Origin of the sequence: Pseudomonas entomophila, from assembly GCF_029478665.1 — a bacterium.
In the GTDB taxonomy this organism is placed as follows: Bacteria; Pseudomonadota; Gammaproteobacteria; order Pseudomonadales; family Pseudomonadaceae; genus Aquipseudomonas; species Aquipseudomonas entomophila_F.
In genome coordinates this window covers 1-12,414 of the sequence record NZ_JARPQB010000007.1, presented here as the reverse complement: position 1 = coordinate 12,414, position 12,414 = coordinate 1, and the positions used below count along the sequence as shown (strand labels likewise).

17 protein-coding genes are annotated in these 12,414 nt (G+C 56.7%); 5 read left to right on the top strand and 12 right to left on the bottom strand.

Annotated elements, in window-relative coordinates:
• Positions 1-20: 20 nt before the first annotated feature.
• Positions 21-410: a DUF1413 domain-containing protein gene (locus P5705_RS05040; RefSeq protein ID WP_277459810.1), complete on the top strand. Its 390-nt coding sequence runs from the start codon at positions 21-23 to the stop codon at positions 408-410.
• 38 nt (positions 411-448) lie between these two features.
• Here P5705_RS05040 and P5705_RS05035 read toward each other — a convergent pair whose 3' ends face one another.
• The 11 genes from P5705_RS05035 to P5705_RS04985 all read right to left on the bottom strand — a co-directional run bounded on the left by P5705_RS05035 (position 449) and on the right by P5705_RS04985 (position 8,182).
• On the bottom strand, positions 449-886 hold the full coding sequence (locus P5705_RS05035; protein WP_277459808.1) for a proteasome subunit beta: 438 nt from the start codon (positions 884-886) through the stop codon (positions 449-451).
• A 126-nt stretch (positions 887-1,012) separates the two neighbouring features.
• Complete coding sequence (locus tag P5705_RS05030) at positions 1,013-1,336, bottom strand: phage holin, lambda family (protein ID WP_277459807.1); 324 nt, start codon at positions 1,334-1,336, stop codon at positions 1,013-1,015.
• Positions 1,337-3,089: 1,753 nt separating this feature from the next.
• On the bottom strand, positions 3,090-3,770 hold the full coding sequence (locus P5705_RS05025; RefSeq protein ID WP_277459806.1) for a hypothetical protein: 681 nt from the start codon (positions 3,768-3,770) through the stop codon (positions 3,090-3,092).
• On the bottom strand, positions 3,767-4,369 hold the full coding sequence (locus tag P5705_RS05020; protein ID WP_277459805.1) for a recombination protein NinG: 603 nt from the start codon (positions 4,367-4,369) through the stop codon (positions 3,767-3,769). The genes P5705_RS05025 and P5705_RS05020 overlap by 4 nt, the downstream gene beginning before the upstream one ends.
• Positions 4,366-4,836 carry a hypothetical protein gene (locus P5705_RS05015; RefSeq protein WP_277459803.1) on the bottom strand — a complete coding sequence of 157 codons (471 nt, stop codon included), beginning with the start codon at positions 4,834-4,836 and terminating at the stop codon, positions 4,366-4,368. The genes P5705_RS05020 and P5705_RS05015 overlap by 4 nt, the downstream gene beginning before the upstream one ends.
• Positions 4,833-5,051 (bottom strand): hypothetical protein, encoded by a 219-nt coding sequence (locus P5705_RS05010; RefSeq protein WP_277459802.1) that lies wholly within the window; start codon positions 5,049-5,051, stop codon positions 4,833-4,835. Before P5705_RS05010 ends, P5705_RS05015 begins: the two co-directional genes overlap by 4 nt.
• Before the next feature lie 166 nt (positions 5,052-5,217).
• On the bottom strand, positions 5,218-5,541 hold the full coding sequence (locus P5705_RS05005) for a hypothetical protein (protein WP_277459801.1): 324 nt from the start codon (positions 5,539-5,541) through the stop codon (positions 5,218-5,220).
• Complete coding sequence (locus tag P5705_RS05000; RefSeq protein ID WP_277459800.1) at positions 5,541-6,317, bottom strand: hypothetical protein; 777 nt, start codon at positions 6,315-6,317, stop codon at positions 5,541-5,543. Before P5705_RS05000 ends, P5705_RS05005 begins: the two co-directional genes overlap by 1 nt.
• Positions 6,307-7,281, bottom strand: a complete 975-nt coding sequence (locus P5705_RS04995) for a phage replication protein (RefSeq protein WP_277459913.1) — start codon at positions 7,279-7,281, stop codon at positions 6,307-6,309. Before P5705_RS04995 ends, P5705_RS05000 begins: the two co-directional genes overlap by 11 nt.
• 176 nt (positions 7,282-7,457) lie before the next feature.
• A complete protein-coding gene (locus tag P5705_RS04990) occupies positions 7,458-7,880 on the bottom strand; it encodes a phage regulatory CII family protein (protein WP_240063446.1) in 423 nt (140 codons plus the stop codon).
• A 65-nt stretch (positions 7,881-7,945) separates the two neighbouring features.
• Positions 7,946-8,182: a hypothetical protein gene (locus P5705_RS04985; protein ID WP_277459799.1), complete on the bottom strand. Its 237-nt coding sequence runs from the start codon at positions 8,180-8,182 to the stop codon at positions 7,946-7,948.
• Positions 8,183-8,295: 113 nt separating this feature from the next.
• Between P5705_RS04985 and P5705_RS04980 the strand changes: the two genes are divergently transcribed.
• From P5705_RS04980 to P5705_RS04970, 3 genes are all read left to right on the top strand, one after another.
• On the top strand, positions 8,296-9,123 hold the full coding sequence (locus P5705_RS04980; protein ID WP_277459798.1) for a S24 family peptidase: 828 nt from the start codon (positions 8,296-8,298) through the stop codon (positions 9,121-9,123).
• A gap of 72 nt (positions 9,124-9,195) precedes the next feature.
• Entirely contained in the window at positions 9,196-9,651 is a 456-nt protein-coding gene (locus P5705_RS04975) for a hypothetical protein (RefSeq protein WP_277459797.1), read from the top strand.
• On the top strand, positions 9,644-10,666 hold the full coding sequence (locus tag P5705_RS04970; RefSeq protein ID WP_277459796.1) for a serine/threonine-protein kinase: 1,023 nt from the start codon (positions 9,644-9,646) through the stop codon (positions 10,664-10,666). The genes P5705_RS04975 and P5705_RS04970 overlap by 8 nt, the downstream gene beginning before the upstream one ends.
• Positions 10,667-10,882: 216 nt before the next feature.
• Here the strand turns inward: P5705_RS04970 and P5705_RS04965 are convergent, their stop codons facing one another.
• Entirely contained in the window at positions 10,883-11,206 is a 324-nt protein-coding gene (locus P5705_RS04965; RefSeq protein ID WP_277459795.1) for a DUF1654 domain-containing protein, read from the bottom strand.
• Between the two features lie 494 nt (positions 11,207-11,700).
• Here P5705_RS04965 and P5705_RS04960 point away from each other — a divergent pair, with 494 nt between their 5' ends.
• Positions 11,701-12,375, top strand: coding sequence for a polysaccharide lyase family 7 protein (locus P5705_RS04960; protein WP_277459794.1), 675 nt, complete (start codon positions 11,701-11,703; stop codon positions 12,373-12,375).
• The last annotated feature ends 39 nt before the right edge of the window (positions 12,376-12,414 follow it).

Here is a 12,414-nt window from a genome sequence, read left to right as displayed (position 1 = left end):
TCATATCTGAGGCCGCCGAAATGACCCAAGTGATCATCGATATCCCAGAAGAGCTTTTTTCCACCATTAGCAACAGAGCTCAACATTCCGGGCATAAATTTGAGGAAGTCGCTTTGGCTCTGCTCTCGCTTGGAGCCACCTCTCTCTCCGCTGATGCCGAGGACGCTGCAATGGGGGATGCTTTGCTCGCTGCGATCGTCGAACGAGCGAAGAAAAAGCCAGTCAACGTCGAGTTCACTACCCGAGACCTAGCCGAGCCTGCTGAGTGGTTGCGAGTAACACCAGCAACACGAAAATCCGTAGGCCGCAGCTTCAGCAAAAATGTACGCGAAGGCTTCGTCGGTACGGTGGTGCACACGAAACGCAAGACTCCACAAAACAAAAATATCTACGTCCGCCGACAGGATTAAAACTCTGTCTTGCCGTGCCGCGCTCAACTGCGGCACACCTACCCTACCTCGCGGCTTACCCGAACCGTCCTGATCTTGCCGCCTGTATTCGTATCTCGCCTGGCGGCCATTTCGACGGCCTGGTACGCACTTGCGCCCATGTCCATTGCCGCCAGAGCGAATGGCGATCCACTTCCAATTGCATCGACCCGACTCGAGTCGATCTTGGATTTCCAGATGCCGGTTTTGTCATCGTGGCCAACCAGCCATAGCTCACCGTCGGTGATTGCATAGCCTGATGCCTCAACCGGTACCGTTGCAGGTTCGCCGAAGTAGGCAGCAATCAGCGCATCGAAGTCACAGGTTGCACCAGTGCAGATAAAGCCGACGCCTTTGACCACCTGTAGCTTTTCGCAGTCATCTTCCATGACTACGGTGCCGCGAACAGTTCTTGAGTCGTAGGAGATCACGCCGTCCTTGTAAGCGATGGTGGTCATGCGGTTCTCCGCGCCACGAAACGGCGCTTCTCGAAAATGTGGCGCGGCGCTATGCCTTCGCCTCGTTGATCTGGCGTGCGACGTCGTCAGCTCGCTCTCGCACTGAGGGCTCGTATGATCATCGAGTCACCCCTGAGCCTTGCGAGACAGGAACAGGTCGGAGTAGCCGCGAAGCTTCTCCACGCCCATGAAGCCGACGGCACCGCCGGCGAAAGTTGCCATGCCCTGTGGCAAGCCCATCCATTCGAGTAGCGGCACCAGAGCCAGGGTAATGAGGCCGCAGAGCGCGCCCTCCAAGAACATTTGCCGCCTACTGCCGCCGCCATACACCACCCGAAGGGCAGCGATCGCGACCGACAAGCCAGCGGCATACAACTGGGGCTGGTGAGCCAGCACCCATGTGAGCACGGCGGCCCATAGGCCAGGGTCCTTCTCGTGCATGCTTGGCATCTCGGTTCCTCCCGTTGTAGGGAGCTAAAATGAAAAAGGCCCGCCAAATGGCGAGCCTATCTAAGGAATGGGTGTAAACATTCGAGCTCATGCTCGCGCTAAACGAGCCAAAGCAACGGAACGACTACTTATGCTACCGCCCCATCTGCGCTGAGGAAGTCCCACGAAATACTCATATTGTTAGTGTACTCATACGGAGCTAGGAAATAGACACCATTTCCAGCCGGTACAAAGTAGTCGTTGTAAATAACGCAATCTCGCGGAAACCTCACGCAAGTAACATCTTTGCGATCCAGTGGTTTGACCGGACTATAAACGTAAATGTAATCCAAGCTAGGATTATGCAAAGACCTAATAACTAGACCATGCAGATTTTCTTCTGGCGCAATAACGGTATGCACCTCTTGTGCCCGGCCACTTACGGTTTGATACTTGAATTGCTTACCCAGCGTGCGAACTGTCATAGATTCACCTTAGAAAATGATTGAAAGTTTCATTAGGCAGGATTAGCGCCTAACTGCGATCACTCGAGACTCAAAGGCCTTCTCTAGAAAAACCCACCAAGCGCATTGCGCGCACTGTTTGGGTCTGACGATGGAGTAAATAGATTGTCTCACTCCAGCACTGTATATGCAACCAGTATTTACATCGTGACCTTTTAAACCTTGGATAATGAAGACGGAGTGAAGAAAGACATCGGCGCTGATGTCTCGGCGCAGGGCGTAACTGGTGAATGCCAGGATGCTCCAGGCGGTTGATGGCTTCATTAGCTTACTGCAACCCCCGCTCTTGGCAGGCGCGGCAGGCATCAGCCGCGATGGAGCATGCCGCCAGGTTTGAGCTCGTCGCGAATGACCTGGTGGATCTGGTCTGCGGGGCCAGAAACGACAAGGCCTCGAACTATGTCGAGGCCCTGAATAGGTGCGCGTTTAGTTTAAATGCCAAGAAAACGCTACAGAGTTGCGCTTCCTAGTTTTTGCAGGCTACCTTCGGAGGCTCAGAGGGGGTTAGTCTCTTAGGAAAAATGACTGAGCTTCCACCTATGGGCTTCAGCTCGTGAACCGCAGTGATACAAACAAGAGCCTGCCCATCTGCTGTGCCTACACCGACCACCGCTTCGTAGTCTTTCCCCGGCTCAAACTGGTAAACAAGTGCCTGGGCATTGCAAACCCCGTAGGTGCTGCCATAGGTACCTACGGTCGCGCCAAGGGTTGCGATTTGAAATGGAACATCCGTCCTAATGCGGTATTCGGATACGACCTCTTTATAGACGCCTTCGGCCATCCGAGTCGTGGGGATGTATTCTATTAGAGCAGGAGCGACTCTTTTATGCATACCAAGGCTCGTCGACGCCACCGGGTACTGAGGGTAGTTGATATTGACGTCTCCGCTCCGCGTAAAACGTCCGGCCTCAGCCATCTTATGGCGAGTAGCAGGCGCACAATTATCAGTGATGCTGTCTCCATAGAAGTCGGAGTTAGTGATCACGCGAAGACGCGCCACACCCTCTGATTGAGCGGGCTCCTCATATGGTACTGAGGGTATCCCAGAACAACCGGCAAGTACTAAAGCGAAAAGAGGGAGGAAAGGTACAACCCGCATTAACACGTCCTTGATGTACGCGACAACTCAAAAAAAACCCGACGCAATAGTCGGGTTATTTATGCCACCCCTCAACACGCGCAGGAATGACAGGATGTAGCAAATTTACGACATGGCGACATGATATTGCAAGCCCTTTTGAGGACCTAATTCAGGCTGCCTCGCCGGACAGCACGCCAACCGCTTCCAGCATGTGCTGCGCCTCGACCAACGCCTCGTCCACCATCGACTCCAAGTTGTCGCGGATCGACTTACTCCAGCGCTGGTAGGTGCGCTCGGTGAGGCCCTGCGAATCCCAGGTGGTCATGTCGTAGTTCGATTCCGCCAGGACGATCATCTCGCCCGGCTTCGTCTCTGCTACAGCTCGGGCATGCCGGTTCGCACGGGCGACAGATTCGGCAGCGGCCTTGTTGCGCCAGTCCCACTGCCCTTCCCTGTCGTTCTCGCGCGGGTCCGGTGTCTTTGCCTGGGTCACCTTGCGCTGGATGCCCTTGCACTGCTGCGGCACGGCCCAGGTCAGCACTGCCTGCTGGGTGAACCGACGGGGCGCCGGGCTCTCCACCACCGCCACCAGGCGCCCGATGGAATCGATCTTCCGTCCCCGGTGTGTGCTGTACTTGGCCACCAAGGCGCTCCAGTGCCTCGGGCTGAGCTGGGCATGCAGCAGCTTGTGGACAATGCAGTCGGCCAGCAGCGCGGCATCCTTGCCGGAGATCTCGCCCTTCTGCTTGGCGATCTGGACCTTGGGCTCGAAGTCGCAGCCCCCGGCGCTGTTGATTGTCTCGGCGGCGAGTGCACGCACCACCGCGGAAATGACGTTGTGGTAGTTCATGCTGCTGCCCTCCGTAGGTCTTTGAGTTTCTGCCTGTATAGCGCCTTGATGGCCTGCAGGTCTTCGATGGTGAGGCGCTGGGGCTTATGAGGCCCTTCGAGGAATTCCACCTGGTCGGCGCCGATACGCCTCACCAGCCGGATGCGGTACTCGACCGCGTTGCCCGACAGGCTCCGGTTGCACTTCACGCACTGCCGATGGACGTTGAGCGGCTCGAACCGGAGTTCCGGGCAGGCGCCCACCGACCGGTAATGCCCAGCGTCCCAGCGGCTGCCCGTGATGAGGTCGTGGTCGCTCGGCAACGAGTCGCAGCTGATGCACGGCAGGCCGGCGTCGCGCTCGCGGATGTAGGCGTTGAACGCGGTTTGCGCCTCGGCCATGTGCTCGCGGCGGGTCTTCAGCTTCTCCCGGCGTGCCTGGGTGTCCTTACGGCTTTGCTGGGTGATGGCTTTGGCCGCCACCTTCTGCAGCTTCGAATCCTTCGACATGGCCAGCGCACAAGCGACGCTGCACACTTTCTGAGTTGTCATCGAGGGCCTGAATCGCTCCTCGCAGGCCTTGCACTTCTTGAGTTTCACTTCCTTGAGAACTGGCTTCACGCGGCCTCCTCCCCCAGCAGGTCGCTGAACACCACGCCCCGGGTCGAGAAGTCCGCTACCACTCGCTCGGTGTAAGTAATGCCTTGGGCACGATTGAACAGACTTGTCACCGGCATGCCATCCGGGCCGAACAGCTTGCAGTCGCCCATCATGTCCAGCTTCTCCTCGTATGACAGGTGGCGCATGACCCGGTACCAGGCCTGCTGGAAGTCCTGATCCTCGTTCAGCAGGATCTGCACGCCGTGGTGCAGCTTGCAGTACTTGCGGGCGTCGGAGACGTCGCCGATCTGGGTCATCTCGGCGATGCGCTTGTAGAACGCGAACCACAGAGCGTTCTGGTCCAGGGTGCGGTCCTTGCCTGGACGCAGACTAACCACGACGAACTTTTTCTCGCGGAACATGCTGGTGAGCATGGTCACCGCCTCGGACAACTTGGCATGGCAGTTGACGCTGACCTTCTCGGTCATGCTGCCACCTCCTGCTGCCGCGCCTCTGCGGCACGCAGCCGAGCTGCCAATCGCCGGTTTTCCTCAAGCAGGTCCAGGGCCACCTGCTCCACCGTTACCTCGCCCAGGAACTCGTCCAGGGCATCCATGCGCCTCTGCAGGTCGTGGTCACCCTGGGCGAATGCGCCTACTACCGACCACAGCAGGGGCTGGAGCTTTTGCTTGTCGGTGGTCATGGCCGGCCTCCTTCCAAGCGAACAGTTAACTCAGCCATGCAGACCCCTTGATCAACACTTTTCGGATTTATAAAATCTCGCGCACCGGCCTCAAGCCCGCATAAACCTTGCGGAGGTGTGTCAGTGCGGGTGAGAGGCCGATCACCTTCTTTTTCAGACCTATTGCTCATCCCGCCACCTTCAGGCCCTGGGCCTCGATCGCTGCCCGGCACTTTCGATAGGTCTGGCACTGGGCGCCATGCCGAGCCTCCAAATACCGGAACTCTTCCGACTCCCGATCTACGGGTTCATCGAGATTGGCTTCCGGCAGATCAGGCTCTGGCAGTTCCACAACCACGGCTTCACGGGAGGCGATCCATGCAGCACGCATGTGCGCCAGGACATAGGTCTCGAGCGGCATCCAGCCATTGGCTTCGCGCTTTCTCTCGTATTCGACGAAGAAGGCATCGAACTGTTTCTCGGTCTGCTCGCGCATCTTGTTGGTGTCCATCAGTGCTTCTCCTTCAGCTGCGCAATGGCGACGCGGGTCTGCCGCTTGCGGAGGTATGTGTCGACCCGGCGGCGCTGCGCGTCCTTCTCCCGCTCACGATCCTTCTTGGCCTTCGAGGCCGTCAGAATGCAACGCACCTCCGCCAGCTTCTCGCGGACCTTCGGGCTGGCCTTGGCGCGCACTTCTCCGGTAAGCAGGCCGGCTACGGCCTGACCGTCTTCGGTGATTGGTTCGAAGCGCAGGCTGGCCAAGTACTTGGCCCCGGCCTCGTGGGTGATCAGTTTGGAACGCACAGCCGACTCAATGGCCGTGGCGCGCCTGGTTTGGTCGTAGCCCAGCGAGACTTCCCACTTGGCGGGCAGAGCTTCGGCCCGAGCTGCGACGACTAGCCGCTCATAGGCACTCATGAAGGCCATGCGGGCGCCAACCTTGTCGCCGATCTCCAGGATCGGATTGGAGGCGGCCATGGCCTGGCGTATCTCGGCGGTCATCACCACCGTTTCGCTTTCGTCGCTGGCCGACAGCGCGATTGCCCAGGCTTCGTCCTTGCCTGGGTGCCCATCAGCGGCCTGGGCGTGCTTGAGGATCGCGGCTACGGTCAGGCGACCACCTTCACGGCGACAAGCGCGCAGCGCGTCTGACAAAGCGGCCTCGCTGTGCTCGCGCAGGTCTTCGACCATCAGCAGCGCGGCGCCCTGGGTGAGCTGCTGGCCCATTACCTCGGCGGTGGCGAACAGGGACAGCAGCAGTTGGTCTTGCTGGTCTTCAGTCAGCATGGGTTGCAGCCCTCTTCGCTCGCAGCGCTTCCAGGGCTTGCTCGGCAGCGCTGAAGTTCGCCTGGGTGTGCTCCTGCTGACGGGCAGTCGTTGCGTTCATCTGGCGGTTGGTCACCCACTGGGTGTGGTAGGCCTCACACTTGGCCAGCAGGTCGCCCAGGTTGTGGCAGCCGTTGATGAGCTTGGCGTCGTTGATCTTCAGGAAGAACGCCGCGACATGATGAGCAACGTCAATACCGAGGCGGTCGATCAGCTGACCCAACTGGCCACCGGCCTTGGCGTTCCAAACCGGCCAGGCGTTGTAGCGTTTGCGGTAGGCCATCGCGTAGTTAGCCCAGGCCTTGTAGGTCTTGCAGGAGGTGTCCTTCGGCCCCGGCATGTCAGCGGGGATTTCGCAGCGTGGCTCGTCGCCGCTAACAGCGATCAGTGCCACCACATTCCCGGCAGGTGGATTCGGCTTGTCCGAACCGCCCTGCGAACTGTGACTGGTATCCTGATTGGTATCGTGATTACTGGTATCTTGATTTGTCGGATTTTTTTCCGACCCTGGCTCGGAGATTTTTCCGACCTTGTTCGGATTTTTTTCCGAGGTAGATCGGATTTTTTTCCGACCTTGGCTCTTTGGTGGGGTCGGATATTTTTCCGACCCATCTTCTTTCTTGTTCCACTCCTGGGCCTTCTTGGTCAGGCGGAACAACGTGATGTTAGAAGTGCTCGACAGATCGATCAGTCCGGCTTCTGCCAGCGCCTTCAACATACGATAGGCGGTGTCCGCTTTATCGGTCAGCAGCGGCAGTTCCTCAATGATCTTGGCCTTGCTCAGGGCAAAATAGATACCGCCCTCAGTCTTGACTGGGACCGCCCAGCTTGGCGCCGCATAGACGAAGGCAAAGAGCAGGGCTTGCTGGGAATTAAGCCCCCACTCCAACGCCTTCACCTGGTTGATGGATACGGTGAATTGCATCACGCCACCCTCGCGGCCCTGGACATGGCCTGTACATGGGGAGATGAGATATGCATAATCTTCCTCGAAGCTGTAGTTGAAGAAACCGCCCCGCCAGGCGGTTTTTTTGTTCCTGGGGTCGTACTTCATAGTGCGAACCCAAAGGGCACTTATTCGGTACCCGCGCATTCGCGGAATTACGCCGCCCTTACCGAAGACGCCATCACATCCAGGCTCTGCCTGACGTGCTCGATCTCGACCTTGATCTGGCCCTTTTCAAAAGCGCTGACGTGTTTGTCTTCAAGAGCGTTGTGCACGGCGATCGTCAAATCCGCGACCTCTTTACCGACGTTGATCAACGATGCAGTGAGCCCCTGGGGCTCCGGGGCGACCTTCGGCACCAGGTCAAAGCCAAACTCACTGGCGAGAGCCGCCAGCGGCCGCATGTCACCGGTATGAAGCAGAATCCCGAACAGGTGCTCGATCGTGAGCCGATGAGCATCGTTGTCTGGGTTGGCGCGCTGAAGGAGACTTACGTGTGGCACGCCCATTTTCGAAGCCAAGACTTTGGCCTCCCCGTCTAGAACCGCGCTTTGCGTGGCTCTCAGAAACTCGTCCATTCGTAAAACCTCTTCGCTGTTTCCGTGGTGGCCAGATGCCCCTTTGGGGAAAATGTGGACTGCACCTACGCAGCTCCTTTCAGCGCCTTTCGGGCAAATGGGATGAGGTCAGGTCGCAAGCCAGCGATGGTGATTTCACCGTTCGAAGCGTCCTGCAGTCGTTCAGCAAGCTCGGTAGAGGCCTTCCGGTGACCACCTGCGAGCTGCCACAGGTGGCCGACAGTGGTCTTTGCGTCGGCTGCGACCTGCTGCCGACGCTCGTTCGTGGCCCTGCCCAACCATTCACGGAGGTGATCATTCATGAGGGTTCTCCTTACACATAGAGTGAAATTTAGCTTACGGCTAATTTTTGAGCAAGGAGAATTTAGCCTTGCGCACATTTAGCAGTCAGCTAAACACTGGCATTCTTCGCGTCATGGATATCTACGAGATTCGCAAGCACAACCTGGTCAAGCTGATTGGCCGGCAAAGAAAGGGGGCCTGCGCCGAGCGCTGGGGGATGGCGCCTGCGCACCTGAGCCAAATCCTTTCGGACAAGACCGCGAAGAACCTGGGCGACGATGTTGCCCGGCGGATCGAGGGCATCGAAGGCCTGCCCCGCGGATGGTTCGACTCAATCCCTTCGAATGATGAGCAACCCGCAGCATTTCCGGGCTCAGATGCCGGCGGGAAATCGGCCGCCGACCTGGTCAAGCAGATGCTGGCGAAGAGCGGTAAGGGAATCCCGGAAGAGACGCGGCAGCGGTTGCTGGCAGCGGCCGAGGAGCCGGCAGCCACCAACGTCATCACCGCCGACTTCTCCCGCCCGGGCCTAGTGGGTGATGAAGTGTGGATCGCCCACTACGACATCCGAGCGGCAATGGGCGGCGGCCAGGCTGTACAGGACTACCCGGAAATGCTCCAAGACGTGCGCGTCAGTCCGCGGCACCTGCGCGAGCTCGGCGTGGAGTTCAACGAGCACTTCCACCTGAAGCTGGTCACCGGCTGGGGCCAGTCGATGGAGCCCACGATCAAGCATCGGGACCCTCTGATCGTAGACGTAAGCATCCGCGAGTTCGTCGGCGATGGGATCTACCTGTTCTCTTGGGGCGATCACATCTACATCAAACGCCTGCAGATCGCCGACGAGGATCACTTTGAAATGATCTCGGACAACAGCAAGCACAAGGACCGGATGATCAGGCGAGAGGAGACCTACATTCAGGCGCGGGTGCTGCTTGTTTGGAACGCCAACCTAGTTTGAATCTGCCGCAACAACTTGAAGTAATTGAAGTACAGAAATTTTTAATGCGACTCACACATAGGAGTATCAGGGATGAATTTAGGAGTCAGGGCATCACCATCAGAAGTGACATTTTGCATTTTTGACCCCAAAGAAAATAATGTAAAAAATATATCCTCCATTGTTGTTCCAAAAGCGCTCGCCGCGCCAGAGCAACTCAAGCACATAAGGCTTCACATTCTAGATATTCTGCGTGAATACAAAGTAACACACGCTGGCATTCGGACACTTGAAGCCACAGCGCAGTCGATCACGATTTCTCGTGTACAAATTGAAGGTGTGATACAGGAAGCATTCGCCAGTAGCGATATACAATCCTATTACGTAGGCCAGATCTCTAATATCTCGGCTAAAGCTGGAATCCCAAGAACGGACTTCAAGCTTTTAGTGGATGGCAGCAAGAGCCTCGAAGGTTTTGAAGGATGGGATGACTTGTCTAAGGAAGAGCGCGAGGCGGCGCTGTGCGCCATGGGGGCCAGCAATGTATAGCCTTTACAACAAAGCTGAGGTCAGCTTTCGGTTCATTAAGGAAATTGGCCAAGAAGGAAAAAACTCCCAAGCATTCTTAGCTCACGACGAAAACCTTGATGCCGAGCTTGTGATCAAGGTCATTCCTAAGACGAACTCTGCAAATGCAGATGAGTTCTTTAATGAGTCGCGCTCACTTTATCGAGCAGCTCACCCACATGTAGTGCAGATTCAATATGCGTGTGCTTGCGAAGACAATATTTATCTAGCTCTGCCATTCTACAAAAATGGCTCACTGAAATCCCATGCCGAAAAAAACAACCTCAGCATAAGAGAAATTATCAGATACAGCATCCAGATTGCTGCTGGCCTCCACAACGTCCACTCCAAAGGACTTATTCATTTCGATATAAAACCTGACAACATATTGTTGTCGGATCGAAATGAAGCTTTAGTGTCTGATTTTGGACTTGCGAGGCTAATTAGCGAAGATGACCTTGCCACTCCGCTAGGCATGTATATCAAGCACATGGCTCCCGAATGGTTTACGGTTAAAGAGTTCACATCCCAGTATGACATATACCAGCTCGGCCTAACGCTTTACCGGCTAGTAGTCGGCGATGAAAATTTCCATGACCAGCTAAGCACCTTCACCTCTCTAGAGGAGCTTGGGGTGGCAGTTTGCGATGGAACTTTCCCCGCGAGGATAACACTAGAACATATTCCATCGCGACTCGGAAAAATCATTGCAAAATGCCTTCAAGTGGATCTAGCGACGAGATATCAATCGGTCTTGGAGGTATCCAATGACCTTTCGAAAATTGACGACAATCTTATAGATTGGAGATACGAGGTCGTTGATGGAAGGCGGCGGTGGACCAAAGTAACCAGTACCCACGAGTTCCTGCTTGAGGTCGGTGAGGATGGTACGGCCGTCGGACAAAAGAGAAAAGGTGAAGGCCGATGGTCTAAGATTGCAGATGCATGCGGGAAGCTCACATCCGCAAAAATCAAGAAATTTCTTGGAGACCACTGATGCGACCGATCAGAAACGATAAACGCGCCTATGAGACGCGAGAGTCGCTTTCTGCGCCGAATCCAACCAAGTCCAAATCGCGAGCCAAAGAAACAGAGGTGAAATTTGAGTTCTGGCTCGAAGGACACTACGTCAAGAGGCGCGAAAAGGATTAGCTCACAAAGCTGCAGGTATCGGAGATCAAAAGCCCGCTCTACGCGGGCTTTTTCATGCCAGTCAGAAAGGTGGCTCCTCGCCCAGCCCTCCCCCCTCCTCGTCCTGCTCCGGCGCCTGACGCATTTCAACTTCCGGCTTTTCCCACTGCAGGATCACCGATCCATCATCGCAGAAGGTTATATCCAGGCCGTCAGTCTCGGCCAGCAGTTCCATGATTGCCTCCCAGTCCTGATCACAATCTGTGTCCAGTCGGTGGATCAGCACCCTCCTCCCCAACTGCGCCAGCGGCGAGTTGATCATCGCAGACACCCGCAAACCAAGGCGCTCCAGGCCTATCAGTTCGGGGCGCGCGGCCATTGAGGTGTCTTCGAGTACTGCTGCCATTTCCTACCTCCATTACTGTATATCCGTACAGGTGCGTTAGAATCATAGCTCAGTGCTAAACGAAGCGTAAAGGCGAAGCCGCTGTCAAAACGGCTCAGCCGGCTGTTTGTCGCCAAGCGAAAATAATTTAGCCCCGAGCTATTGACGGCTTTTAGCTTGCGGCTAAATTTCACTTCACCGAGGCGCTGCACAGCCCCTCGGGAAGCCCTCAAGCCTCACCGCTCTTTAGCGACACGCCCTGCCGGATCGACACCGGCCCAGATTCAAAGGCAGCGATGGACAGGCCTCAACAGTCCAGAGGGGTGGCAACTGCCCCGGGCGTGCAGCGTAAAGCGCCGAGTTCAGTTATCCAGCGGGAGAACAAGCCGAAAGGCCCGCGGCTGGAGGAACAACCAGAAGATTGCCGCGCAACTGACGCCAGTAGCGGGTCGCGGCAGGTTTCCTAGATACCCTTCTCGCGAGGGGTATCAGGGAAACCAACATGGAGAAACACCATGACCGTAAACATCAGCAGATTAACGATCACGACCCCCGTGGCCACATCCTCGACCAACCCTGTCGCCCTTGAGCTGAGCGGTGCAGAGGCGATCGCGCAGTTCCCGAAAATCGTCACGGCCTTGCCCGATGGTTCCGTTCGCTTCACGGCGCCCACCAAGGGAGCCTCGAGCAAGAGCACGCACCGCACAAGATGCGAATGGAAAGAGCCGGTGTACTGGTCGCTGGCGAGCGCTGCCGAGCACATCAACCTGCAAGAAATGACGCTGACCAAGGTCAACTCTGCACAGAAGGTTGTCGTCTCGCAGCTGCATGTAGAGGACGACGACAGCCCGCCGGTGAAGGTCTTCTGGAACGAGGGCGACATCACCATGGGGTTCCGCAAGACGTTCAATCAAGGAGAACCGGTTAACACCACCCTGCTCGAGTCCGTCCCGCTTGGCGCGAAGTTTAGGGTCACCATTCGCGTCCTTGCCTCGGGCGCCTTGACGGTGACTGCTGAATGTAACGGCCGGGCCAGATCATCCGGCAGGTTGTTGCTGGATAGCTCCTGGCGCTCTTCCCGCCTGAATTTCCACGGGGGCATCTACAACCAGGTCGACTACTCGGACACCACTCCCGCCAGTGATGGATCGATCTGCATCATCAGCAAGCTCTCCCTTACTCACTCCTAGGCAGTGTACGAAAAGTAATGTCGTAGGCACCGCCGCCAG

Bases quoted from the DNA above. Each gene is read 5' to 3' on its own strand.
- P5705_RS05040 (WP_277459810.1), top strand. From the start codon at position 21: ATGACCCAAGTGATCATCGATATCCCAGAAGAGCTTTTTTCCACCATT.
- P5705_RS05035 (WP_277459808.1), bottom strand. From the start codon at position 886: ATGACCACCATCGCTTACAAGGACGGCGTGATCTCCTACGACTCAAGA.
- P5705_RS05030 (WP_277459807.1), bottom strand. From the start codon at position 1,336: ATGCCAAGCATGCACGAGAAGGACCCTGGCCTATGGGCCGCCGTGCTC.
- P5705_RS05025 (WP_277459806.1), bottom strand. From the start codon at position 3,770: ATGAACTACCACAACGTCATTTCCGCGGTGGTGCGTGCACTCGCCGCC.
- P5705_RS05015 (WP_277459803.1), bottom strand. From the start codon at position 4,836: ATGACCGAGAAGGTCAGCGTCAACTGCCATGCCAAGTTGTCCGAGGCG.
- P5705_RS05010 (WP_277459802.1), bottom strand. From the start codon at position 5,051: ATGACCACCGACAAGCAAAAGCTCCAGCCCCTGCTGTGGTCGGTAGTA.
- P5705_RS05005 (WP_277459801.1), bottom strand. From the start codon at position 5,541: ATGGACACCAACAAGATGCGCGAGCAGACCGAGAAACAGTTCGATGCC.
- P5705_RS05000 (WP_277459800.1), bottom strand. From the start codon at position 6,317: ATGCTGACTGAAGACCAGCAAGACCAACTGCTGCTGTCCCTGTTCGCC.
- P5705_RS04995 (WP_277459913.1), bottom strand. From the start codon at position 7,281: ATGCAATTCACCGTATCCATCAACCAGGTGAAGGCGTTGGAGTGGGGG.
- P5705_RS04990 (WP_240063446.1), bottom strand. From the start codon at position 7,880: ATGGACGAGTTTCTGAGAGCCACGCAAAGCGCGGTTCTAGACGGGGAG.
- P5705_RS04985 (WP_277459799.1), bottom strand. From the start codon at position 8,182: ATGAATGATCACCTCCGTGAATGGTTGGGCAGGGCCACGAACGAGCGT.
- P5705_RS04980 (WP_277459798.1), top strand. From the start codon at position 8,296: ATGGATATCTACGAGATTCGCAAGCACAACCTGGTCAAGCTGATTGGC.
- P5705_RS04975 (WP_277459797.1), top strand. From the start codon at position 9,196: ATGAATTTAGGAGTCAGGGCATCACCATCAGAAGTGACATTTTGCATT.
- P5705_RS04970 (WP_277459796.1), top strand. From the start codon at position 9,644: ATGTATAGCCTTTACAACAAAGCTGAGGTCAGCTTTCGGTTCATTAAG.
- P5705_RS04965 (WP_277459795.1), bottom strand. From the start codon at position 11,206: ATGGCAGCAGTACTCGAAGACACCTCAATGGCCGCGCGCCCCGAACTG.
- P5705_RS04960 (WP_277459794.1), top strand. From the start codon at position 11,701: ATGACCGTAAACATCAGCAGATTAACGATCACGACCCCCGTGGCCACA.